Annotated in this window: 21 protein-coding genes and 1 pseudogene; 21 read left to right on the top strand and 1 reads right to left on the bottom strand. The window is 65.2% G+C overall.

Translation table 11 applies throughout. The features are described from left to right. Positions 1-2: 2 nt before the first annotated feature. The 15 genes and pseudogenes from E5E97_RS22720 to E5E97_RS22650 all read left to right on the top strand — a co-directional run bounded on the left by E5E97_RS22720 (position 3) and on the right by E5E97_RS22650 (position 14,076). Positions 3-251: an acyl carrier protein gene (locus tag E5E97_RS22720; protein WP_011707160.1), complete on the top strand. Its 249-nt coding sequence runs from the start codon at positions 3-5 to the stop codon at positions 249-251. Continuing rightward, on the top strand, positions 220-867 hold the full coding sequence (locus E5E97_RS22715; RefSeq protein WP_253265127.1) for a hypothetical protein: 648 nt from the start codon (positions 220-222) through the stop codon (positions 865-867). Before E5E97_RS22720 ends, E5E97_RS22715 begins: the two co-directional genes overlap by 32 nt. Then, a complete protein-coding gene (locus E5E97_RS22710) occupies positions 864-2,234 on the top strand; it encodes an AMP-binding protein (RefSeq protein WP_171281154.1) in 1,371 nt (456 codons plus the stop codon). The genes E5E97_RS22715 and E5E97_RS22710 overlap by 4 nt, the downstream gene beginning before the upstream one ends. After that, complete coding sequence (locus E5E97_RS22705) at positions 2,218-2,589, top strand: hydroxymyristoyl-ACP dehydratase (RefSeq protein WP_171281153.1); 372 nt, start codon at positions 2,218-2,220, stop codon at positions 2,587-2,589. Before E5E97_RS22710 ends, E5E97_RS22705 begins: the two co-directional genes overlap by 17 nt. Next, the gene (locus tag E5E97_RS22700; RefSeq protein ID WP_171281152.1) at positions 2,586-4,289 is read left to right on the top strand and encodes a glycosyltransferase; all 1,704 of its coding nucleotides are present in this window, start codon (positions 2,586-2,588) and stop codon (positions 4,287-4,289) included. The genes E5E97_RS22705 and E5E97_RS22700 overlap by 4 nt, the downstream gene beginning before the upstream one ends. Then, positions 4,276-5,838 carry a histidine ammonia-lyase gene (hutH, locus tag E5E97_RS22695; protein ID WP_171281151.1) on the top strand — a complete coding sequence of 521 codons (1,563 nt, stop codon included), beginning with the start codon at positions 4,276-4,278 and terminating at the stop codon, positions 5,836-5,838. The genes E5E97_RS22700 and hutH overlap by 14 nt, the downstream gene beginning before the upstream one ends. Before the next feature lie 141 nt (positions 5,839-5,979). Further along, entirely contained in the window at positions 5,980-6,405 is a 426-nt protein-coding gene (locus E5E97_RS22690; protein ID WP_011707154.1) for a thioesterase family protein, read from the top strand. Further along, entirely contained in the window at positions 6,402-7,016 is a 615-nt protein-coding gene (locus tag E5E97_RS22685) for an outer membrane lipoprotein carrier protein LolA (RefSeq protein WP_171281150.1), read from the top strand. The genes E5E97_RS22690 and E5E97_RS22685 overlap by 4 nt, the downstream gene beginning before the upstream one ends. Positions 7,017-7,066: 50 nt before the next feature. Beyond that, positions 7,067-9,426: pseudogene (locus tag E5E97_RS23795) on the top strand (MMPL family transporter). Continuing rightward, complete coding sequence (locus E5E97_RS22675) at positions 9,423-9,980, top strand: DUF3261 domain-containing protein (protein WP_171281149.1); 558 nt, start codon at positions 9,423-9,425, stop codon at positions 9,978-9,980. Before E5E97_RS23795 ends, E5E97_RS22675 begins: the two are co-directional and overlap by 4 nt. Then, the gene (locus E5E97_RS22670) at positions 9,977-11,161 is read left to right on the top strand and encodes a beta-ketoacyl-[acyl-carrier-protein] synthase family protein (protein ID WP_171281148.1); all 1,185 of its coding nucleotides are present in this window, start codon (positions 9,977-9,979) and stop codon (positions 11,159-11,161) included. The genes E5E97_RS22675 and E5E97_RS22670 overlap by 4 nt, the downstream gene beginning before the upstream one ends. Further along, positions 11,154-11,615 carry a hotdog family protein gene (locus E5E97_RS22665; RefSeq protein ID WP_171281147.1) on the top strand — a complete coding sequence of 154 codons (462 nt, stop codon included), beginning with the start codon at positions 11,154-11,156 and terminating at the stop codon, positions 11,613-11,615. Before E5E97_RS22670 ends, E5E97_RS22665 begins: the two co-directional genes overlap by 8 nt. A gap of 9 nt (positions 11,616-11,624) precedes the next feature. Further along, entirely contained in the window at positions 11,625-12,350 is a 726-nt protein-coding gene (locus tag E5E97_RS22660; protein WP_103828082.1) for a 3-ketoacyl-ACP reductase FabG2, read from the top strand. Further along, on the top strand, positions 12,347-13,573 hold the full coding sequence (locus tag E5E97_RS22655) for a beta-ketoacyl-ACP synthase (RefSeq protein WP_171281146.1): 1,227 nt from the start codon (positions 12,347-12,349) through the stop codon (positions 13,571-13,573). Before E5E97_RS22660 ends, E5E97_RS22655 begins: the two co-directional genes overlap by 4 nt. 164 nt (positions 13,574-13,737) lie before the next feature. Continuing rightward, a complete protein-coding gene (locus E5E97_RS22650; RefSeq protein ID WP_017409337.1) occupies positions 13,738-14,076 on the top strand; it encodes a DUF2541 family protein in 339 nt (112 codons plus the stop codon). A 31-nt stretch (positions 14,077-14,107) separates the two neighbouring features. Here the strand turns inward: E5E97_RS22650 and mog are convergent, their stop codons facing one another. Next, positions 14,108-14,638 carry a molybdopterin adenylyltransferase gene (gene mog / locus E5E97_RS22645; protein ID WP_016351777.1) on the bottom strand — a complete coding sequence of 177 codons (531 nt, stop codon included), beginning with the start codon at positions 14,636-14,638 and terminating at the stop codon, positions 14,108-14,110. A gap of 398 nt (positions 14,639-15,036) precedes the next feature. Between mog and E5E97_RS22640 the strand changes: the two genes are divergently transcribed. The 6 genes from E5E97_RS22640 to E5E97_RS22615 all read left to right on the top strand — a co-directional run bounded on the left by E5E97_RS22640 (position 15,037) and on the right by E5E97_RS22615 (position 19,827). Beyond that, the gene (locus tag E5E97_RS22640) at positions 15,037-15,378 is read left to right on the top strand and encodes a DUF3135 domain-containing protein (protein ID WP_017409336.1); all 342 of its coding nucleotides are present in this window, start codon (positions 15,037-15,039) and stop codon (positions 15,376-15,378) included. A 235-nt stretch (positions 15,379-15,613) separates the two neighbouring features. After that, complete coding sequence (locus tag E5E97_RS22635) at positions 15,614-16,411, top strand: threonine/serine exporter family protein (protein ID WP_011707144.1); 798 nt, start codon at positions 15,614-15,616, stop codon at positions 16,409-16,411. A gap of 118 nt (positions 16,412-16,529) precedes the next feature. Beyond that, on the top strand, positions 16,530-16,997 hold the full coding sequence (locus E5E97_RS22630; RefSeq protein WP_011707143.1) for a threonine/serine exporter family protein: 468 nt from the start codon (positions 16,530-16,532) through the stop codon (positions 16,995-16,997). A 24-nt stretch (positions 16,998-17,021) separates the two neighbouring features. Further along, the gene (folA, locus tag E5E97_RS22625; RefSeq protein WP_171281145.1) at positions 17,022-17,513 is read left to right on the top strand and encodes a type 3 dihydrofolate reductase; all 492 of its coding nucleotides are present in this window, start codon (positions 17,022-17,024) and stop codon (positions 17,511-17,513) included. Between the two features lie 60 nt (positions 17,514-17,573). Next, positions 17,574-18,701: a hypothetical protein gene (locus tag E5E97_RS22620; RefSeq protein ID WP_171281144.1), complete on the top strand. Its 1,128-nt coding sequence runs from the start codon at positions 17,574-17,576 to the stop codon at positions 18,699-18,701. 10 nt (positions 18,702-18,711) lie between these two features. Continuing rightward, positions 18,712-19,827, top strand: a complete 1,116-nt coding sequence (locus tag E5E97_RS22615) for a hypothetical protein (protein ID WP_171281143.1) — start codon at positions 18,712-18,714, stop codon at positions 19,825-19,827. The last annotated feature ends 6 nt before the right edge of the window (positions 19,828-19,833 follow it).

Raw genomic sequence — 19,833 nt, 5'->3', positions numbered from 1 at the left:
CCATGACCCGTGACGACATCTTTGCCCAGATCAAGGCTGCCCTCGTCGAGCTGTTCGAGGTCGACGAAGAGGCCATCACCCCCGAGGCCCGTCTTTATCAGGATCTCGAGCTCGACAGCATCGACGCCATCGATCTGGTGGTGCACCTGCAGAAGTTGACCGGCAAGAAGATCAAGCCGGAAGAGTTCAAGTCGGTGCGCAGCGTCAATGACGTGGTGGATGCGGTCGAGCGTCTGCTGGCCGACGCCTGATGCCGGTGCACGCCCTGCCATGATGCGCTGGCTCTCCTGGCTCTCCTGGCTGGCCGGTGGTGCCCTGCTGCTCTACCCGCTGGCGGTCTACTGGGGGTTGACCCACGCCGGTCAGACCCCGCTGCTGCTCGGTCTGCTGCTCATCTTCTCGCTGCGACTCTTGCCCGGCCTGCTCAAGGGGCGGGTCCGGCTCGGCCCCTTGCCGGAATGGCTCTGGCTGGGCCGCCTGCTGGCCTGCATCGGCTTGGGGCTGACCCTGCTGTCGGCCCTGTTCAGCGCCCGGCACTGGCTGCTCTACTATCCGCTGGCGGTGAGCCTGGCGCTGCTCTGCCTGTTCGGCTGGAGCCTGACCCGTCCCATGAGCCTGGTGGAGCGGCTGGCCCGCCTGCAGGATCCCGCTTTGCCGCCGGCCGCCATCGGCTACACCCGGCGGGTGACCCAGGTCTGGTGCGGCTTCTTCGTCATCAACGGCGCGCTGGCAGCCTTCACCATTTGGCACGGGGATCTGGCGCTCTGGAGCCTCTACAACGGTCTCATCAGCTACGCCCTGATGGGCGGCCTGATGGGCGCTGAGTATCTGGTGCGCCGCCGCCTGCTCAAGAGGCTGGCCCCATGACCCTGCTGCAAACTATCTGGCAGCGGGACGGCGAGCGCGTGGTGGCGTTCGGCCCGGATGGCGAGGTGACCCTGGCCGAGCTGCGCCGTGGCAGCCTGCAGCTGGCGCGGGCCATGGCCCGTCTGGCCGGCTCAGATCGGCCGGGCATGCGCTGGGCGCTCTGTTTCGATGACAGCCTGCTGTTTGCCCAGGCGCTGCTCGCCTGCGCCCTCGGCGGGCACCGGGCCATCCTGCCGGGTCATCAGCGGCTGGCCGGTCTGCAGGCGCTGCAGAGCCAGTTCGACGGCCTGCTCACCGACGGCGAGCTGCCGGGGACGGCGCTCACGGCGGCGCAGCTCAGGCTGCCGCTGCTGGCGGTGGATGAGGAGCGGGAGGCAGACGGCGCAACCCTGCCGCCCGAGCGTCTCGATCTCACCCTGTTCAGCTCCGGCTCCACCGGCGAGCCCAAGGCGATCCCCAAGGCCTGGCCCCAGCTGGAGGCGGAGTTGCGGGTGCAGATGGCGCTGTGGGGCGAGCGGCTGGCGGGCACCCGGGTGCTGGCCAGCGTCAGTCACCAGCACATCTACGGCCTGCTGTTTCGCATTCTGTTGCCGCTTGGCCTCGGTATCCCCTTTGATCGCCGCAGCATCGACTACCCGGAGCAGCTGGCGCTGCAAACGGCCCCCTGGTGCCTGATCGCCTCTCCTGCGTTTCTGAGCCGGCTCGATCCGGCCATTCCTGCCGCCGGCTGCCGGCTGATCGTCTCCTCCGGCGGTCCCCTGCAGCCGGGCGATGCCCAGCAGGCCAGACAGCTGTTCGGTCAGCTGCCGGTGGAGATCTTCGGCAGCAGCGAGACCGGCGGCATCGGCTGGCGCCAGCGCCACCAGGTACAGACTCCCTGGACGGCGCTGCCCGGGGTCGAGGTACGGGTCGGCCCGGAGCAGGGCCTGCTGCTGCGCTCCCCCTTCCTGCCGACGGCGGAGTGGCTGGCCTGCGCCGATCGCATCGCCTTGCACGAGGAGGGCTTCGAGCTGCTGGGCCGCCAGGATCGGGTGGTCAAGCTGGAGGAGAAGCGCATCTCCCTCGACGAGGTGGAGGCGCGCCTGCAGGGGCTGGCGGAGGTGGAATCGGCCGCCGTGCTGCCGCTGCAGCAGGGCCAGCGCCAGATCCTCGGCGCCGTGCTGGTGCTAAGCGAATTGGGCGCCGCCCGCTGGGCCGAGCTGGGGCCCGGGCGTTTCCTGCTGGCCCTGCGCCAGCAGCTGCGTCCCTGGCTCGAGCCGGTCGCCCTGCCGCGCAGCGTGCGCCGGGTCGAGCAGATGCCCGTCAACGCCCAGGGCAAGCGCCCCTGGCCACAACTCAAGGAGCTGTTCGATGCGCCTCTCGGTTGACTCTCTGCCAGCGAACACCTTGCCCACCGTGCTGGCCTGCGAGACGCTGGCCGACGGGGTGTGCCTGCAACTGCGGCTCGATCCCGATTTGCCCTGGTTTGCGGGCCATTTTCCCGGTGCGCCCCTGCTGCCCGGGGTGACCCAGATCCACTGGGTGATGCACTATGCCGCCAGCCTGCTCAAGCTGGCGCAGCCGTTTCACGGGGTGGATCAGCTCAAGTTCCAGCGCCCCCTGCGCCCCGGGGCCGAGTGCAGCCTGCGTTTGCAGTGGCAGGCGGACAAGGGCCAGCTCCTCTTCCACTATCTGCTCGGCGATGAGCCGGCGAGCAGCGGACGGGTGCGGCTGATCCCATGACGCCCTGCATTCTCATCCCCTGTTACAACCACGCCGGCCCGCTGGCCGCCGTGCTGGCACGGCTGGCCGAATACGGGCTGCCCTGCCTGCTGATCGACGATGGCAGCGAGCCCGTCGCCGCCGCCGAGCTGGCTGCGCTGGCCGCGCGTTACCCCTGGGTCACCCTGCTGCGCCACCCCCACAACCAGGGCAAGGGGGGCGCCGTGATGACGGGGCTGCGCCGCGCCCATGAACTCGGCTTCAGCCACGCCCTGCAGGTGGATGCCGACGGCCAGCACGATCTGGCGGACATTCCGGCCCTGCTGGCCGAGGCGGACAAGCACCCGGCGGCGCTTGTCTCCGGCCGTCCGCTCTATGATGATTCCGTGCCCAAGGGGCGCCTCTACGGCCGCTACATCACCCATGTCTGGGTCTGGATCGAGACGCTGTCGTTCGCCATCAAGGACAGCATGTGCGGCTTTCGGGTCTATCCGCTGGCGGTCACCTGCGCGCTGCTCGAACGGGTGGCGCTCGGCCGGCGGATGGATTTTGACACCGAGGTGATGGTGCGCCTCTACTGGGCCGGGGTGGCTGTGCGCTTCGTGCCGACCCGGGTCATCTATCCCGCCGATGGCAGCTCCCACTTCCAGCTCTGGCGCGACAACCGCGACATCTCCTGGATGCACACCCGGCTGGTGTGCCGCCTGCTGTGGGATCAGCTGCTGCGCCTCGGCCGCTGGCCCCGCCGCCTCGGCGCCAGGGCGGCGCAGCTGTGGCGCGAGCGGCGCACCCACTGGTCACGCACCCCGGAGCGAGGATCCCTGCTCGGCATGCAGATCATGCTGACCAGCTATCGCCTGCTGGGGCGGCGTGGCTTCTCCCTGCTGCTCTACCCGGTCATCGGCTACTTCTGGCTGACTGGTCGCGCCCAGCGCCAGGCATCCCAAGCCTATCTGACCCGCCTCGAGTCCTTCGCCAATGCGAGCGGTGTGGCGCTGCCCGCCGAGCCGAGATCGAGCTTTCGCCACTTCCTGCGCTTTGGCGAGGCGGCGCTCGACAAGTTGGCGGGCTGGCGCGGCGACATCACCGAGCAAGAGGTGGAACTGGTGGGAGCGGAGCACTACCAGGCCGCCATCAACAGCGGTCAGGGCGTGCTGCTGCTGGGCTCCCACCTCGGCGATCTCGAGCTGTGCCGCGCCCTGGGCAGCCGCAAGCAGGGGCTGCGCATCAATGCGCTGGTGTTCACCCGCCATGCGGTCCGCTTCAACGCATTGCTCAAACAGATCAACCCGGATTCGCACCTCAATCTCATCCAGGTGCAGGAGCTGGGGGCCGATACCGCCATCCTGCTCAAGGAGAAGTTGGAGCGGGGGGAGTGGGTGGTGATCGTCGGCGATCGCACCTCGGTGACCCGGGAGAAGCGGGTGATCTGGGCCGACTTTCTCGGCGCACCGGCGCCTTTTCCGCTCGGGCCCTTCGTGCTCAGCAGCGTGCTGGGCTGCCCGGTCTACCTGATGTTCGGCCTCAAGGAGCAGGGCCGCTTTCGGGTGCATTTCGAGCCCTTTGCCGACGGCCAACCCCTGCCACGGCAGGGGCGCCAACAGATTCTTGCGTCCCGGGTGCAGGCCTATGCCGATCGCCTGCAGCATCACTGCCTGCAGGCCCCGCTGGACTGGTTCAACTTTTTTGATTTCTGGCAGCTGACCGATGAACAAGAGTGAGATGAGACGGGTCACCTTCGGCGCCGAGCCGCTGACCATAGAGGACGTGGTGGCGCTGGCCGAAGGGCGCGCCACCCCCGCACTGAATCCGGATCCCGCCTTCATGGCCCGCATCCAGCGGGGCGCCGACTTTCTCGACCGGCTGCTGGCCGAAGAGGGGGTGATCTACGGGGTGACCACAGGCTATGGCGATTCGGTGACCCGGCCGGTGCCAACCGAGCTGGTGCCCGAGCTGCCGCTGCACCTGACCCGCTTTCACGGCTGCGGGCTGGGAGCGGATCTCGAACTGGATGCCGCCCGCGCCGTGCTGGCAACCCGGCTCTGCTCGCTGGCGCAGGGGGTCTCCGGGGTCAGCCCGGCCTTGCTCGAGCGGCTCTGCTGGCTGCTGGAGCAGGATCTGGTGCCGCGCATTCCCGAAGAGGGGTCGGTGGGCGCCAGTGGCGATCTCACCCCGCTCTCCTACGTGGCCGCCGTGCTGGTGGGGGAGCGTGAGCTTCATCATGATGGTGTGCTGCGCCCCGCCGCCGAGGTCTATCGGGAGCTGGGGGTCACCCCCCTGACCCTGCGGCCGAAAGAAGGGTTGGCGCTGATGAACGGCACCTCGGTGATGACGGCACTGGCCTGTCTCGCCTACGCCCGCACCGACTACCTGATGCGGCTGGCGACCCGGATCACCGCCCTGGTGAGCGTCGCCATGGGGGGCAACGCCTTCCACTTTGACGAGCGGCTGTTTGCCGCCAAGCCGCACCCCGGCATGCAGGGTATCGCGGCCTGGCTGAGAGAAGACCTGGTGGCCGGCGAGCTGCCGCGCCACAGCGATCGGCTGCAGGACAGATACTCGTTGCGCTGCGCCCCCCATGTCATCGGGGTGGTGGCCGACAGCCTGCCCTGGTGGCGCCAGCTCATCGAGAACGAGCTCAACAGCGCCAACGACAACCCGCTGATCGACGGTGAGGAGGAGCACGTGATGCACGGCGGCCACTTCTACGGCGGCCACATCGCCATGGCGATGGACAGCATGAAGGCGGCCGTCGCCAACCTGGCCGATCTGCTGGATCGCCAGCTGGCCCAGCTGGTGGACAGCAAGTTCAACGGTGGCCTGCCGAGCAACCTCTCCGGCGCGCCACAGGAGCGGCAGATGATCAACCACGGCTTCAAGGCGGTGCAGATCGGTGTCTCGGCCTGGACCGCGGAGGCGCTCAAGCAGACCATGCCTGCCAGCGTCTTCTCCCGCTCCACCGAGTGCCACAATCAGGACAAGGTGAGCATGGGCACCATAGCGGCGCGTGATGCGCTGCGGGTGCTGACCCTGACCGAACAGGTGGCGGCCGCCTGCCTGCTGGCGGCGGTGCAGGGTGTGGAGCTGCGCCTGGCCCGGCCCACCCCCTTCACCCGTCCGCTCGGCACTGCGCTGGCCGCCATGGTCGCGCAGGTGCGGGCCGAGTTTGCCCCGCTGCTGGAAGATCGAGGGCTCGAGCCCGAACTGAGGGCGCTGATCGCCCGCATTCGTCAGCGCCACTATCCCCTTTATGGTCCGAACCGGAACTGAGACAAGATCACTATTGATGAGACAAGCCATGCAGAATGAACCCTGGCAGATCAGTGCCGAGATCGAGGTGACCATCCCGTTCCACGACGTGGACTGGGTGGCTGTGTCGCGCTGGCGGGGAGACCACTTGTGAGAACAACCATGCAGAATGAACCCTGGCAGATCAGCGCCGAGATCGAAGTGACCATCCCATTCCACGACGTGGACATGATGGCGGTTGCCTGGCACGGCCACTACTTTCGCTACATCGAGCTGGCCCGCTGTGCCCTGCTCGACCTCATCGACTACAACTACCCGCAGATGGAGGCCTCCGGCTACCTCTGGCCCATCATCGATACCCGGATGAAGTACCTGGCGCCGCTGCGCTTCGGCCAGCGAGTGCGGGTGCGCGCCACCCTGACCGAGTACCAGAACCGCCTGAAGATCGACTACCTGCTGAGCGACGCCGCGAGCGGCACCCGCACCAGCAAGGGTTACAGCATCCAGGTGGCGGTGAGCAAGGCGAGCGGTGAGATGTGCCTGGCCTCGCCCCAGGTGCTGCTGGACAAGCTGGGGGTGAGCCAATGAGCCGGCTGACAAGGCCGCTGCTGGCCGGTCTGCTCCTGCTGCTGACATGGCCGCTGCAGGCGGCGCCCCTGAGCCGGGCCGAGGTGCAGCAGCTGCTCGCCCTGAGCCAGGCCAAGCAGGCCCGTTTCGAGCAGGAGAAGCAGGTGGCGGGGTTGAGCCAGCCGCTCAACGCTTCCGGCGAGCTGCTGCTGGTGCGCGATCAGGGGCTCTGGTGGCAGCAGCAGAAACCCTTTCCGCTGACCCTTGTCCTGACGCCCACCCGCATGGTGCAGCAGATGGCGGGCCAGCCCGCCACCGTCATCGACAACCCCCAGCTGCTGGAGTTCAGCCAGATGCTGCTGGCGCTGTTCGGCTCGGACGAGGCTACTCTGAGCCGCTACTTCAGCATCGACTTTCACAGCACGGAGGCGGGCTGGCAGCTGGTGCTGGTGCCGACCCTGGCACCGCTCGACAAGGTGTTTGCCAGCCTCACCCTGAGCGGACAGGGGCAGCTGGATCAGCTGCTTATCGCCGACAAGCAGGGTGACAGCACCCGCATCCGCTTCACCGCCTGGCGGGATCGCGCCCTGCCGCTGACCCCTGAGGAGCAGGCCCGTTTTGCTGCCCACTAGCACGATGACGCGCCAGCGCGGCGCCCCCGCCGGGACGAGGAGAGCCCCTCTTGCTGCAAGCTGAAACCACCTGGCGCTGGCTCTCCTGGCTCTGGCTGCTGCTCAGCGCGCTGGCGCTGGCGCTGCTCGGCTGGCAACTCTCCCACAGCCGGATCAACACCAGCCTGATGGATCTGCTGCCCCACGAGGAGCGATCCGCGCTGGATCCCGCCCTGCGTGAGGGCTTGTTGCGCCAGGTCGACAGGCAGCTTGTCTGGATGCTGAGCCTGCCGGCGGGGCAGGATGGGCTGGCTGCGGCGCAGGCGTGGGCAAAGACCCTGAAGGCCCTGCCCGAGCTCAGCGCGGTGCGTGCCGCCCAGCCGGAGCTGGCCTCCGCCTGGCAAGGCTTCATCTATGACTATGGCTGGCAGCGCCTCGACGAGGGCAGCCGGGCGCGGCTGGCCGCGGGGCCAGAGGTCTGGAGCCAGTGGGTACTCGGCCAGATCTACAGCCCCTTTGGCGGCGTCTCCCGCACCGAGTGGCAGGCCGATCCCCTGCTGCTGACCCGGGCCGCGGTGCAGGGACAGATGGCCAGCCCCCTGCGCCTCGACCACGGCTGGCTGATCAGCCGGGACGAGGCCGGGCGGCAGTGGTACCTGCTGCGCGCCGAGCTGGACTTGTCGGCCTTCGATCTTGCCCGCAACAGCGAGCTGCTGACCCGGCTCAACGAGGCGGAGCAACACCTCAAGGCCGAGTTTCCGGGCGTGGAGCTGCTGCGCCGTGGCACCCTCTTCTACAGCCAGCATGCCAGCGAGCTGGCCCAGCAGGACATCTCCACCATAGGGCTCGGCTCCACGGTCGGGGTCTTGCTGCTGATGTGGCTGGCGTTTCGCTCGTTGCGGGCGCTCTGGATCTCCCTGCTGCCCATCGCCGTCGGCCTCGCCTGGGGGGTATTGGCGGTGTTGCTGTGGTTTGGCGAGGTGCACATGTTCACCCTGGTGATCAGCTCCAGCCTGGTCGGCATCATAGATTACGGGATCCACTTCCTGACCGAGCGGCGCCTGCATGGCCGGCAGGAGAGCCCGCATCAGACCCGTGCCCGCCTGCTGCCCAGCCTGTCGATGGCGCTGTTCGCTACTTTGGTCGGCTATGGCCTGCTCTGGCTGGCGCCGTTCCCCGGCCTGCAGCAGATGGCACTGTGCGCCCTGGTGGGGCTGACGGCGTCATTCATTACCGTGCTCTGCCTGTACCCGCTCTGGCTCGGGGAGTTGCCCCAGCGGGAGGCGCGCGTGCTGGTGCCGATGGCGCTCTGGCTCACATGGTGGCGCGAGTGGCGTCTCTTGCGCTGGGGCGTGCCCCTGCTCTGGCTGACCCTGATCGGGGCGGGCTTGAGCCGGCTGGCCGTCGATGACGACATCGCCCGCCTGCAACCGCTGCCCGTCGAGCTGCAGGCCCAGGAGCGGCAGATCCAGCGCCTCACCGGCCAGCAGGGGGCATGACCGGCTTCCTGGTGACGGCGGCCGATGGTGAAACGGCGTTGCAGCGGCTCGAGGCCATGAGCCGCAAACTGGCCGAGGCCAAGGCCGAGGGTCAGCTGACGGGCTTCGTGTCACTGGCCCAGTGGCTACCCTCGCTGGCACGCCAGCAGGCGGATCACGCCGCCCTCACGGGCCTGTTGCCGGAGGTGGTGAGGCGGCTCAACCAGGCCGGGGTGCCGGTCAAGGCCGAGCCTCGCCCCTGGCACCCGCTGACCCCGCAGCAGTGGCTGGCCAGCCCGGTCAGCGAGGGCAGCCGGCTGCTGTGGCATACCATGGCCGATGGCCGGGTGGCGCTCTGGCTGCCGGTCAATGGCGTGACGGATGCAGTCGCCGTGGCGGCCCTGGCCGAGGGGCAGGAGGGGGTGTTCTGGCAGGATCCGCGCAATCAGTGGAGCCAGCTGTTCGCCCACTACCGGGTCAAGCTAACCGAACTGCTGCTGGTGGCGATCGCCCTGGTGGGGGGGCTGCTGTGGGCCCGCTTCGGCTGGCGCAAGGGGGGGCGGATCCTGCTGATCAGCGGGTTTTCGCTGGGGTCTGGGCTGGCCCTGCTGGCTGCCTGCGGCCAGCCACTCACCCTGTTTGGGGTGCTGGCCATGAGCCTCATCTTCGGCATCGGCATCGACTACAGCCTGTTTTTTGCCTACAGCGGCGGGGATCCCCTGCGCCAGCGTTCGACCATGTTCGCCATCCTGCTAGCCAACCTGACCACCCAGCTCTCGTTCGGTTTGTTGGCGCTGAGCCACACCTCTGCCATCGCGGGCTTTGGTCTGGTGCTGAGCGGCGGTATCTTTACCGCCTTCCTGTTGTCGCCTCTGGTGCTGGATAAACAGGGATTGAACAAGCCGGCATGCACCCCGCCGGTGCGGGGCCACCGAGAGCAGGAGCAACCATGAGACCACTGTTCGCCTTTATCATTCTCTTGCTGGCTGGTTGCAGCAGCCAGCCGACCCCCACCGCCTATCTCGACAAGGGGACCGTCATGACGCTGCCGGCCCCCGTGTTGGCTGCCCCCTTCTATCGCCAGCAGCTGCTGACCGCCAGCGTGGGGGAGAGCACTCACCAGCTGATGACGGTGCTGGAGGCCGACGGCCGCCAGCTGACCCTGGTGGGGCTGACCCCGAGCGGGGTGCGGCTGTTTCTGGTGCGCTATGACCAGCAGGGGATCTCCACCCGCCAGCTCAGCCCGCTGCTCAGCACCGGCATGCCGCCGGTGAGTCAGGTGCTGGCGGACGTGATGCTCTGCTACTGGCCGCTCGCCAGCTGGCAGTCGCAGCTGCCACCGGGCTGGACGCTGCGCGACGAAGGGCCGCTGCGCCGGCTGCGCGCCCCCGACGGCGCCCTGGTCACCGAGATCCGCTACCGCGACGTTGACGGTGTGCGCGAGCCGGTCGGCCTGCAGCAGCACGTATTCCACTACCGCTTGCAACTAGAGACCCTGAGCCAATGAGCTGTTATATCGCCGCCTATGGCCTCGTCTCGGCATTGGGGACGGGGCGCGATGCCAGCGCCGAGGCGCTGCTGGCCTGGCAGCAGTCGGGCGTGAGCCCGCTGGATCGCCACCGGGCGCCGCTGCTGGATGGCCGTCAGACCCCGGTGGGACGAGTGGAGGGGGAGTTGCCGGCCATACCGGCGGCGCTGGCCCCCTACGCCTCGCGCAACAACCAGCTGCTGCTGGCGGCGCTGGCCCAGGTACAGCCCGCCCTCGACGAGGCGCTGGCGACACATGGCCCCGCACGGGTGGGGCTGGTGCTTGGCACCAGCACCGCCGGGATCGGCGAGGCCGAGCTGGCGGTGGCCGCCGCCCGGCGCGGGGAGGCCGTGCTGCCAGCCTTTGACTATCGCCAGCAGGAGCTGGGCTCGCCGTCCGAATTTCTGGCCCGCCACCTCGGCCTGACCGGGCCAGCCTGGACTATCTCAACTGCCTGCTCCTCCAGCGCGCGCGCCTTCATCAGCGGCCAGCGACTGCTGGCGGCCGGGCTGGTGGACGCCGTGCTGGTGGGCGGCGCCGACAGCCTGTGCGGGCTCACCCTCAACGGCTTTGACAGTCTGGAGTCCCTCAGCTGTGCGCGCTGCCAGCCGTTTGATGAGGCGCGCCAGGGGATCAACATCGGCGAGGGGGCGGCGCTGTTTCTGCTGAGTAACACGCCTGCGCCGCTGGCGCTGCTGGGAGCGGGGGAGTCCTCCGATGCCTGGCATATCTCGGCGCCCCATCCAGACGGTATCGGCGCCGAGGCGGCGATGCAGATGGCGCTGGCCCAGGCGGGCCTGACGCCGGCGCAGGTGGGCTACGTCAACCTGCATGGCACCGCCACCCGCCTCAACGACGCCATGGAGAGCCAGGCGGTGCATCGGCTGTTTGGTGCCGAGGTGCCCTGCAGCTCCACCAAGCCGCTCACCGGTCATGCCCTGGGGGCGGCGGGGGCCATCGAAGCCGCGCTCGCCTGCCTGCTGCTGGAGCGCGCTCTGCCGTTGCCGTCCCAGCGGGTGATGACGACGGATCCGGCGCTGGCGCCCATCCGGCTGGTGAGCGGCGAGGTGCCGCTCGCGGCGCCCCGGGTGCTCTCCAACTCCTTTGCCTTCGGTGGCAACAATGTCAGCCTGTTGCTTGGGAGCGTCCACCATGAATGAGCCAGGTTCACTGCCCGCCATCGAGACCCTGCTGCCCCACCAGGCCCCCATGCTGCTGCTGGACAGGCTCTGCGCGGTGGATGCCCAGCAGGCGCGCTGCGAGACCCGCATCGGTGCCCGCCATGCCCTGCTGCTGGATGGTGAGGGCAACCTGCCCGGCTGGGTCGGCATCGAGCTGATGGCGCAGACCATCGCCGCCTGGGCCGGCATGCAGGGGCGTCTGCGCGGCGAGCCGGTGCGCATCGGCATGCTGCTCGGCAGTCGCAAGTATCGCTGCCTGTGCCCCGCCTTTGCGGCCGGCAGCCTGCTCACCATCGAGGCTTGCTGCCTGTTGCAAGACGGCGGCATGGCCAGTTTTGATTGCCGGATCCTGCTGGACGGGGAGGAGTGCGCCCAGGCGCGGCTCTCCACCTACCAGCCGAGCCCCGGCGAATTGTCCGATTTGTTAGCCTGAGGAAGCTTCATGATCTCTAGCGTATTGGTCACGGGCGCCAGCAAGGGGATAGGCCGCGCCATCGCCCTCAAGCTGGCGGCCGACGGTTTTTCCATCGTGGTGCACTACCACAGCGATCGGGCCGGGGCCGAAGCCACCCTGGCCAGCCTGCAGGCGGCCGGTGGGCAGGGGCGCCTGCTCCAGTTCGACATCGCCGATCGGCAGGGTTGCCGCGCGCAGCTGGAGGCCGACATGGCCGAGCACGGCGCCTATTACGGCGTGGTCTGCAACGCCGGCATCATCCGTGACGGCGCCTTCCCCGCCCTCACCGACGAGGAGTGGGACGGGGTGCTGCACACCAACCTGGACGGCTTCTACAACCTGCTCAAACCCTGCATCATGCCGATGATCGGCCTGCGCCGGGGCGGGCGCATCGTGACCATCTCCTCGGTGTCCGGGCTGATGGGCAACCGGGGCCAGGTCAACTACAGCGCCGCCAAGGCGGGCATCATGGGCGCCACCAAGGCGCTGGCCCTCGAGCTTGCCAAACGCAAGATCACGGTGAACTGTGTGGCCCCCGGCCTCATCGACACCGGCATGGTGGACGATGAGGTGAAGGCGGAGGCGATGAAGTTGATCCCGCTCAAGCGGATGGGGCAGGCCGACGAGGTGGCCGGGCTGGTCTCCTACCTGATGTCCGACATCGCCGGCTATGTCACGCGCCAGGTCATCTCCATCAACGGAGGCATGGTATGAAGCGGGTCGTGGTGACCGGCATGGCCGGGGTGACCGCCTTCGGGCAGGATTGGCCGAGCGTGCGGGCTCGCCTGCAGGCGGGGCGCAACGCCGTGGTGAACATGCCGGAGTGGGCCATCTACGACGGCCTCAACACCCGGCTGGCGGCCCCCATTCCGGACTTCACGCTGCCGGCCCACTATCCGCGCAAGAAGACCCGCGCCATGGGGCGGGTCTCCCAGCTGGCGACCGTCGCCAGCGAGCTGGCGCTGGTGCAGGCAGGGCTGCTGGACAACCCGGCGCTCACCGACGGGCGCACCGGCATCGCCTATGGCTCCTCCACCGGCAGCACGGACCCCATCCGCGCCTTTGGGGTCATGCTCAACGACAAGAGCACCGCCAGCATCACGGCCACTACCTATGTGCAGATGATGCCCCACACGGCGGCGGTCAACACCGGGCTGTTCTTCGGCCTGCGCGGGCGGGTCATTCCCACCTCCAGCGCCTGCACCTCCGGCAGCCAGGGCATAGGTTATGCCTATGAGGCGATCAAGCACGGCTACCAGACCCTGATGGTGGCTGGCGGGGCGGAGGAGCTCTGCCCGTCGGAGGCCGTGGTGTTCGATACCCTGTTTGCCACCAGCCAGATGAACGACAACCCCGAGCTGGCGCCGCGTCCGTTTGACCGGCAGCGGGACGGGCTGGTGATAGGTGAGGGGGCCGGCACCCTGGTGCTGGAGGAGCTGGAGCATGCACAGGCGCGCGGCGCCACCATCCTCGCCGAGCTGGTGGGCTTTGCCACCAACTGCGATGCGGCCCACGTGACCCAGCCCCAGCAGGAGACCATGCAGCTCTGCATGGAGATGGCGCTGGCCCAGGCCGGGCTCACGGCCGCCGACATCGGCTACATCAGCGCCCACGGCACCGCCACCGAGCGCGGTGACATCGCCGAGAGCCACGCCACCGCCGCCATCTTCGGCGACCGTACCCCCATCTCGTCGCTCAAGAGCTACTTCGGCCACACCCTGGGGGCCTGTGGCGCCATCGAGGCCTGGCTGGCGCTGGAGATGATGCAGGAGGGGTGGTTTGCCCCCACCATCAACCTGACCGAGCCGGACCCGGCCTGCGCCCCGCTCGATCACGTGGTGGGCAGCGGCCGCACGCTGGCGGTGGAGTACCTGATGTCCAACAACTTCGCCTTCGGCGGCATCAACACCTCCCTCATCTTCAAACGCTGGTCCTGAGTATCGGTGCCCTGCCTGGCAGGGCGCCGGTACAGCCTGGGTTTAGCCTTGATGAATTAATATGCCCCCCGTTTTTTTCGGGAGGCATCATGTCTTTGTTATCTGGTTTTTCTTGTGCCGCCGCGCGGCTGCGTGTCCTGCAGGGCGTTCTGTTATCCAGCTTGTTGTGGGCGCTGGCCGCCCCCGCCATGGCCGATGATGAATTTCGGCTGGGCAAGACCATTCTGCTCGGGGTCGGCGATCACCCCGCCATCATTCCCATGCTCGCCTGCCGGCCGACCAAATCGATCATGGTCAAGGCAGGGCGGGAATTGACCCTGGAGCGGGTCAAGGTGTTTTATGGCAACGATCGCAGCAAGACCCTCTATTTCGACAAGGATCTGAAAGAGGATCAGGAGTCGGGGTGGAAATCCCTCGGCAGCCGGCTCTGCATCAAGCGGATCGAGGTGTACGGCAATTCGGAAGGGAGCAAGGCCGGGGTCAAGGTATACGGCCGCAAATAAGCAAAGGGCGGGGCAAATCCCCGCCCAGCTCTTATTTCTTCGGACGGAACGGCTTGATGACGGTCTCGTCGCACTCGAGATAGGGGCCTTCCATCAGGTCGATGCAGTAGGGGATGGCGGGGAAGACCGCATCCAGGCACTCGCGGATCGACTTGGGTTTGCCCGGCAGGTTGACGATGAGCGAGCTGCCGCGCAGGCCGGCGGTCTGGCGCGACAGGATGGCGGTCGGCACGAACTTGAGGGATTCGGCCCGCATCAGCTCGCCAAAGCCCGGCATCATGCGATCGCACACGGCTTCAGTGGCCTCCGGGGTGACGTCCCGCTTGGCCGGCCCGGTGCCGCCGGTGGTGACGATGAGGCTGCACTGCTCCTGGTCCGCCAGCCGGATCAGGGTCGCTTCGATCTGCTCCTGTTCATCGGGGATCACCTGATAGACGGGCTCCCACGCCGAGGTCAAATATGCGTTCAGCGTGTCGATGATGGCCTTGCCGGACAGGTCTTCATAGATGCCTGCACTGGCGCGATCGCTGACGGTGACGATACCGATTCTTGCCTTGCTCATGGTCTGCTCTTGGTTGCCGCTATAAGTGGCAAATAAAATAACATAATCAGCAAGATATGTTAAACCAGCCGGATGGTGGCGCGAAGGCGAGCGTCAAATGGAAAGCCATATTGGCAGCCTCCTTTCAATAAGACATAACATCGGCATATTGCCGTGCCAAAAATGTATAAACGAACTCGCCATCGATATTCAGGAATAATCGGTTGATCCATAACGAATAACCCGTCTGGGTTCCCGCCGCGCCGTCATCTTTTGGCGCAAGAGGAGGGGAAAGCGGGCCCGGCGGATTGAACCGTGGCGGGGTTCGGCTTATATAACTCCATATGCGATTGGTGAAAATATGAACCGATTGTTGTTGTTTGAGTATCACCATGCAGCGGCTGGCCGCGGGAGGGCATATGGAGTTGCCTGATTTTGATACCTTGAAACGGTTGGCGGTGGCGGAGCCCGAGCGGCTCGACGAGTTGCTGCAGCAGCAGATTGAAGGGCTGATCGACCGGGTCAGCCCGCAGCAGCAAATGCGTCTGCGCGGCCTGCAATTTCGCATCGACTGTCAGCGTCAGCTGGCCAAAAACAATCTGGACAGCTGCATCCGGATTGCCGCCATGATGCACGACTCCTTTTATTCCATGCGCTGTGAAATGGTTCATCTCAATGATCCTGATTATGCTGAACCATTGCCGGAATATAAGGAGAACAATGTCCTCTATTTCAGCGACTATTACCGCAAGAAAAAATAATATTATTCCAGAGTGATTGTTGAAATATATCCCCGTTATTCTGCGCCGTTGCCGGGTGAGGCCGGCTGACGAACGTTGAACAGTTTGGCGTGATTTGTAATCCATTTGATGTATTTTTGTGTCGCCTTTTATTTTATTTGAGTTTGGTTATTGGCGTGATATGTGTAGATGTATGGCGCCGATTGTTAGGCTAATATGGCGAGACTTTTTTAATTTGCTACGACTCGAAGGGATTATGAGAAGTATCACACCAAGACGGGTGCTGTCGCGGGAGCAGCAGACGGAAATCACCCGCATTATCGTCAAGGTGGGCCAGATGCTGGCCCAGTTCGGCGCCGAGAGTCGCATCATCGAGCAGACCACGGTCCGGCTCGGCATGGCGCTCGGGCTGGAGAGCGTCGAGATGGCCATCTCCTCCAGCGCCATCGTGCTCACCAGCCTCTATCAGGGCAGTTGCGTCACCACCACCCGGCGGGTGCGCGAGCATGGCATCAACATGCAGGTGGTGTGCGAGATCCAGCGCATCTGCATCATGGCGGAGAAGGAGCTGATCGGCGCACGGGAAGTGCGTCAGCGGCTCGATGCCATAGTGCCGTTTCACTATCATCCCTGGCTGGTGGTACCCATGGTGGGGCTCTCCTGCGGCGCCTTCAGCCTGCTGTTTGGCGGCGACTGGCCCATCTTCCTGGTGACCTGCTTCTCGGCCTCGGTCGCCATGCGGGTACGCCAGCTGATTGCCCGCCATCACCACAGTCCCCTCATCAACTTTGCCGCCACCGGTTTCATCGCCACCCTGCTCGCCTCCAGCGCCACCTTCTTCAACTGGGGGGCGCAGCCCTATCTCGCCATGGCGGCCAGCGTACTGCTGCTGGTGCCGGGCTTTCCGCTCATCAACGCGGTCTCCGACATGGTGAAGGGTTACTTCAACATGGGGCTGGCCCGCTGGGGCACGGCGACCCTGCTGACCATCAGCGCGGCGATAGGGATTATTCTCGCCATGTCGGTGACCGGCATCTGGGGGTGGAAGGTATGAAGAGCTTTGACGTTGTATCGACTCTGTTGATCGGGGCAAACCGGCTATCCATCAGCGCGCGGAACCATATCGGGATTATTCTCGCCATGTCGGTGACCGGCATCTGGGGGTGGAAGGTATGATGGATTTCATCTGGCTGCTGGCCAAGGATGCCTTCTGGTCGGCCATTCCGGCGGTGGGGTTTGCCATGCTGTTCAACGTGCCGCCACGGATGTTGAAGTACTGCGCCATGGGCGGCGCGCTGGCTCACAGTCTGCGCACCCTGCTGATCCATCAGGGCATGCCCATCGAGTGGGCCACCCTGGCGGCGGCGACCACGGTCGGCTTTGTCTGCGTCTACTGGTCGCGCCGGCTGCTGGCACCGCGCCCGGTGTTCAGCGTTGCCTCCATCATCCCCATGATCCCGGGCAGCTATGCGTTCAAGGCGATGATCGCGGTGGTGGAGCTCAATATCTCCGGGGTGACCATGGAGCTTATCCAGAGCGCGGTGGAGAACGGCCTCAAGGCGCTGTTTATCGTGGGGGCCCTCAGTTTCGGTTTGGCGATCCCCTCTCTGGTCGTGTACCGTAACCGCCCCATTATCTGACCGACGGTTCGAGAGGTTGACCCCATGATGATTTCCATGATTGCCGCCATGGCCCACGATCGGGTGATAGGGCTGGACAACCAGATGCCCTGGCACTTGCCGGCGGACCTGGCCCACTTCAAGCGGGTGACCCTGGGCAAGCCGGTGCTGATGGGGCGCAAGACCTTTGAATCCATCGGGCGGCCGCTGCCTGGCCGCCGCAATCTGGTGATCAGCCGCAACCCCGACTACCGGGCCGACGGCGTGGAGGTCATCGATTCGGTGGAGGCGGCGCTGGCGCTGCTGGCCGGCAGCGACGTGGCCGAGCTGATAGTGATCGGGGGCGGTCATCTCTACGGCCAGCTGCTGCCACGGGCCGACAGGCTCTATCTGACCCGCATCGATCTGGCGGTGGAGGGGGATACCCGCTTCCCGGCCTTCGACGAGGGCGACTGGTCGTGCATCGAGCGCGAGTCACATCAGCCTGACGAGAAGAATCCCCACTCCTACTGTTTCGAGACCTGGCAGCGGCGCTGAGACCAGTATGGTCGTGTGACCTCTATTCAATAATGGATTGACGTTTTTTGAGTGAATGACATGGATAGTGATTCAACAGTGCCTATTGTCACCCTGCTCGCCCAATTTGATTACGCTTCCTGGCCCCGCTTTCCCAAGCGAGAACCCTATTGTCGTAAGAAGCTGCTAGCGAGGGCTTCAAGTGAGAATCAATTTTACGATAGAGATCGACAATGGATTGATAAGACGCTCGCCAATATCCCCGTTCCTGAAGGGGATGCATACGCGGTGTTGCCAAGGGTTGAGAGTGTTTGCCTGGCGGAGCTGGATCACTTGCTGGGTACAAGCCTGCTGGCAGGCCGTTGGCCACATACAGAATATCGCCGCTATCCGCTGCTCTATTGGCAACTGGTGCGTTACTACCAGATAGAGTTGCATCGCAGCAGACAGTTGAACCTGTTGCAGCCTCATGCAGGATTTGACTTTGGGCGCATGGGGTATGTGGCGATGTTGCTGGCCTTGCTCGGTGATCGCCGTCGTTTGACGGATTGTGTGGCATTGGCTCATAGCGCCCCGGCTATCTGCCCAGCGACTAAGTTTATTCGCCCCTATTTTATAGAAACCTTTGCCTTGCAGCTCACCAGTCGCTTTCTGGGATGGGGGCCCTTGCCACTGGGCGTCGACTTGGCTCAGGAGCCGCTCTATCTGGCGCTGTTGACCTTGTGGGACAGTGAAGATGTGGGCACGGTGGGATATTTGTTGACCCAGGCATGTCATTTGCACACTTACGGCGAGCTCAAGGATCCCCGTTTCCATCGAAAGGAGGCGATCATCGGCTGGTGGCACTACTGGCCGCTGGAGGTGCTGCTGGTATTGCGCCTGCGTCAATGGGCGGGGTTGTCCTTGCCGGTAGTAGAGCATCCCCTGATGGCTGCGCCTTTTGATGTGCTGCCACCTGCGCTGGAGGATCCCGCCGAGGTGTGGCCTTACGAAACCCTGCCGCGCCACTTTGCCACTCACTATCCCGAAGCCCCGGCACTGTTGGCGCAAATGTGCCAGCCCCCCGCATCCGCCACACCAGGTGTCTGGCCAACGCTGAGTGAACTGGAACAGGTGCTATCACGTGGTGTGCCCAAATGGCCGCCACAGCGGGGTGATGCTCCCACACCGCGCAGAAAGAGTGCCACGGCATCCTCATCGACCCCATAAGAGAATCTGTATGTCTCCTTGCCTGACCACCCTGCTCGCCCAATTTGATTACGCTTCCTGGCCCCGTTTTCCCAAGCGAGAACCCTATTGTCGTAAAAAGCTGCTAACAAGGGTTTCAAGTGAAAATTATTTTTACGATGCAGATAGACAATGGATTGACAAGACGCTCGCCAATATCCCCGTTCCTGAAGGGGATGAATACGCGTTGCTGCCAAGGGTTGAGAGTGTTTGCCTGGCGGAGCTGGATCACTTGGTGGGAACAAGCCTGCTGGCAGGCCGTTGGTCACAAACGGCATATCGCCGCTATCCGCTGCTCTATTGGCAACTGGTGCGTTACTACCAGATAGAGTTGCATCGCAGCAGACAGTTGAATCAGTTGCAACCTCATGCAGGATTTGACTTTGGGCGCATGGGGTATGTGGCGATGCTGCTGGCCTTGCTCGGTGATCGCCGTCGTTTGACGGATTGTGTGGCATTGGTCCATAGCGCCCCGGCTATCTGCCCAGCTACCAGGTATATTCGTCCCTATTTTATAGAGACCTTTGCCTTGCAGTTAACCAGCCGCTTTCTGGGGTGGGTGCCCTTGCCACTGGGCGTCGACTTGGCCCAGGAGCCGCTTTATCTGGCGCTGTTGACCTTGTGGGACAGTGAAGATGTGGGGATGGTGGGACACTTGTTGACCCAGGCATGCCATTTGCACACTTACGGCAAGCTCAAGGATCCCCGTTTCCATCGAGAGGAGGCGATCATCGGCTGGTGGTGCTACTGGCCGCTGGAGGTGCTGTTGGTATTACGCCTGCGTCAATGGGCGGGGTTGCCCTTGCCGGTAGTTCATCATCCCCTGATGGTCGCGCCTTTTGATGTGCTGCCACCTGCGCTGGAGGATCCCGCCGAGGTGTGGCCTTACGAAGCCCTGCCGCGCCACTTTGCCACTCACTATCCCGAAGCTCCGACATTGTTGGCACAAATGTGCCAGCCCCCCGCATCCGCCACGCCAGGTGTCTGGCCAACGCTGAGTGAACTGGAACAGGTGCTATCACGTGGTGTGCCCAAATGGCCGCCACAGCGGGGTGATGCTCCCACACCGCGCAGAAAGAGTGCCACGGCATCCTCATCGACCCCATAAGAGAAT

This window comes from Aeromonas sp. 2692-1 (assembly GCF_013085505.1).
GTDB lineage: Bacteria > Pseudomonadota > Gammaproteobacteria > Enterobacterales > Aeromonadaceae > Aeromonas > Aeromonas hydrophila.
Note: the sequence above shows the minus strand (reverse complement) of the source record. Positions and strands in the feature narration are given on the sequence as shown.

What these genes read in the sequence shown, in the direction of transcription:
- folA (WP_171281145.1), top strand. Translation starts at nt 17,022, where the DNA reads ATGATGATTTCCATGATTGCCGCCATGGCCCACGATCGGGTGATAGGG.
- E5E97_RS22630 (WP_011707143.1), top strand. Translation starts at nt 16,530, where the DNA reads ATGATGGATTTCATCTGGCTGCTGGCCAAGGATGCCTTCTGGTCGGCC.
- E5E97_RS22675 (WP_171281149.1), top strand. Translation starts at nt 9,423, where the DNA reads ATGAGACCACTGTTCGCCTTTATCATTCTCTTGCTGGCTGGTTGCAGC.
- E5E97_RS22665 (WP_171281147.1), top strand. Translation starts at nt 11,154, where the DNA reads ATGAATGAGCCAGGTTCACTGCCCGCCATCGAGACCCTGCTGCCCCAC.
- E5E97_RS22670 (WP_171281148.1), top strand. Translation starts at nt 9,977, where the DNA reads ATGAGCTGTTATATCGCCGCCTATGGCCTCGTCTCGGCATTGGGGACG.
- mog (WP_016351777.1), bottom strand. Translation starts at nt 14,638, where the DNA reads ATGAGCAAGGCAAGAATCGGTATCGTCACCGTCAGCGATCGCGCCAGT.
- E5E97_RS22640 (WP_017409336.1), top strand. Translation starts at nt 15,037, where the DNA reads ATGGAGTTGCCTGATTTTGATACCTTGAAACGGTTGGCGGTGGCGGAG.
- E5E97_RS22615 (WP_171281143.1), top strand. Translation starts at nt 18,712, where the DNA reads ATGTCTCCTTGCCTGACCACCCTGCTCGCCCAATTTGATTACGCTTCC.
- E5E97_RS22620 (WP_171281144.1), top strand. Translation starts at nt 17,574, where the DNA reads ATGGATAGTGATTCAACAGTGCCTATTGTCACCCTGCTCGCCCAATTT.
- E5E97_RS22720 (WP_011707160.1), top strand. Translation starts at nt 3, where the DNA reads ATGACCCGTGACGACATCTTTGCCCAGATCAAGGCTGCCCTCGTCGAG.
- E5E97_RS22660 (WP_103828082.1), top strand. Translation starts at nt 11,625, where the DNA reads ATGATCTCTAGCGTATTGGTCACGGGCGCCAGCAAGGGGATAGGCCGC.
- E5E97_RS22700 (WP_171281152.1), top strand. Translation starts at nt 2,586, where the DNA reads ATGACGCCCTGCATTCTCATCCCCTGTTACAACCACGCCGGCCCGCTG.
- E5E97_RS22635 (WP_011707144.1), top strand. Translation starts at nt 15,614, where the DNA reads ATGAGAAGTATCACACCAAGACGGGTGCTGTCGCGGGAGCAGCAGACG.
- E5E97_RS22655 (WP_171281146.1), top strand. Translation starts at nt 12,347, where the DNA reads ATGAAGCGGGTCGTGGTGACCGGCATGGCCGGGGTGACCGCCTTCGGG.
- E5E97_RS22710 (WP_171281154.1), top strand. Translation starts at nt 864, where the DNA reads ATGACCCTGCTGCAAACTATCTGGCAGCGGGACGGCGAGCGCGTGGTG.
- E5E97_RS22705 (WP_171281153.1), top strand. Translation starts at nt 2,218, where the DNA reads ATGCGCCTCTCGGTTGACTCTCTGCCAGCGAACACCTTGCCCACCGTG.
- E5E97_RS22690 (WP_011707154.1), top strand. Translation starts at nt 5,980, where the DNA reads ATGCAGAATGAACCCTGGCAGATCAGCGCCGAGATCGAAGTGACCATC.
- E5E97_RS22715 (WP_253265127.1), top strand. Translation starts at nt 220, where the DNA reads ATGCGGTCGAGCGTCTGCTGGCCGACGCCTGATGCCGGTGCACGCCCT.
- hutH (WP_171281151.1), top strand. Translation starts at nt 4,276, where the DNA reads ATGAACAAGAGTGAGATGAGACGGGTCACCTTCGGCGCCGAGCCGCTG.
- E5E97_RS22685 (WP_171281150.1), top strand. Translation starts at nt 6,402, where the DNA reads ATGAGCCGGCTGACAAGGCCGCTGCTGGCCGGTCTGCTCCTGCTGCTG.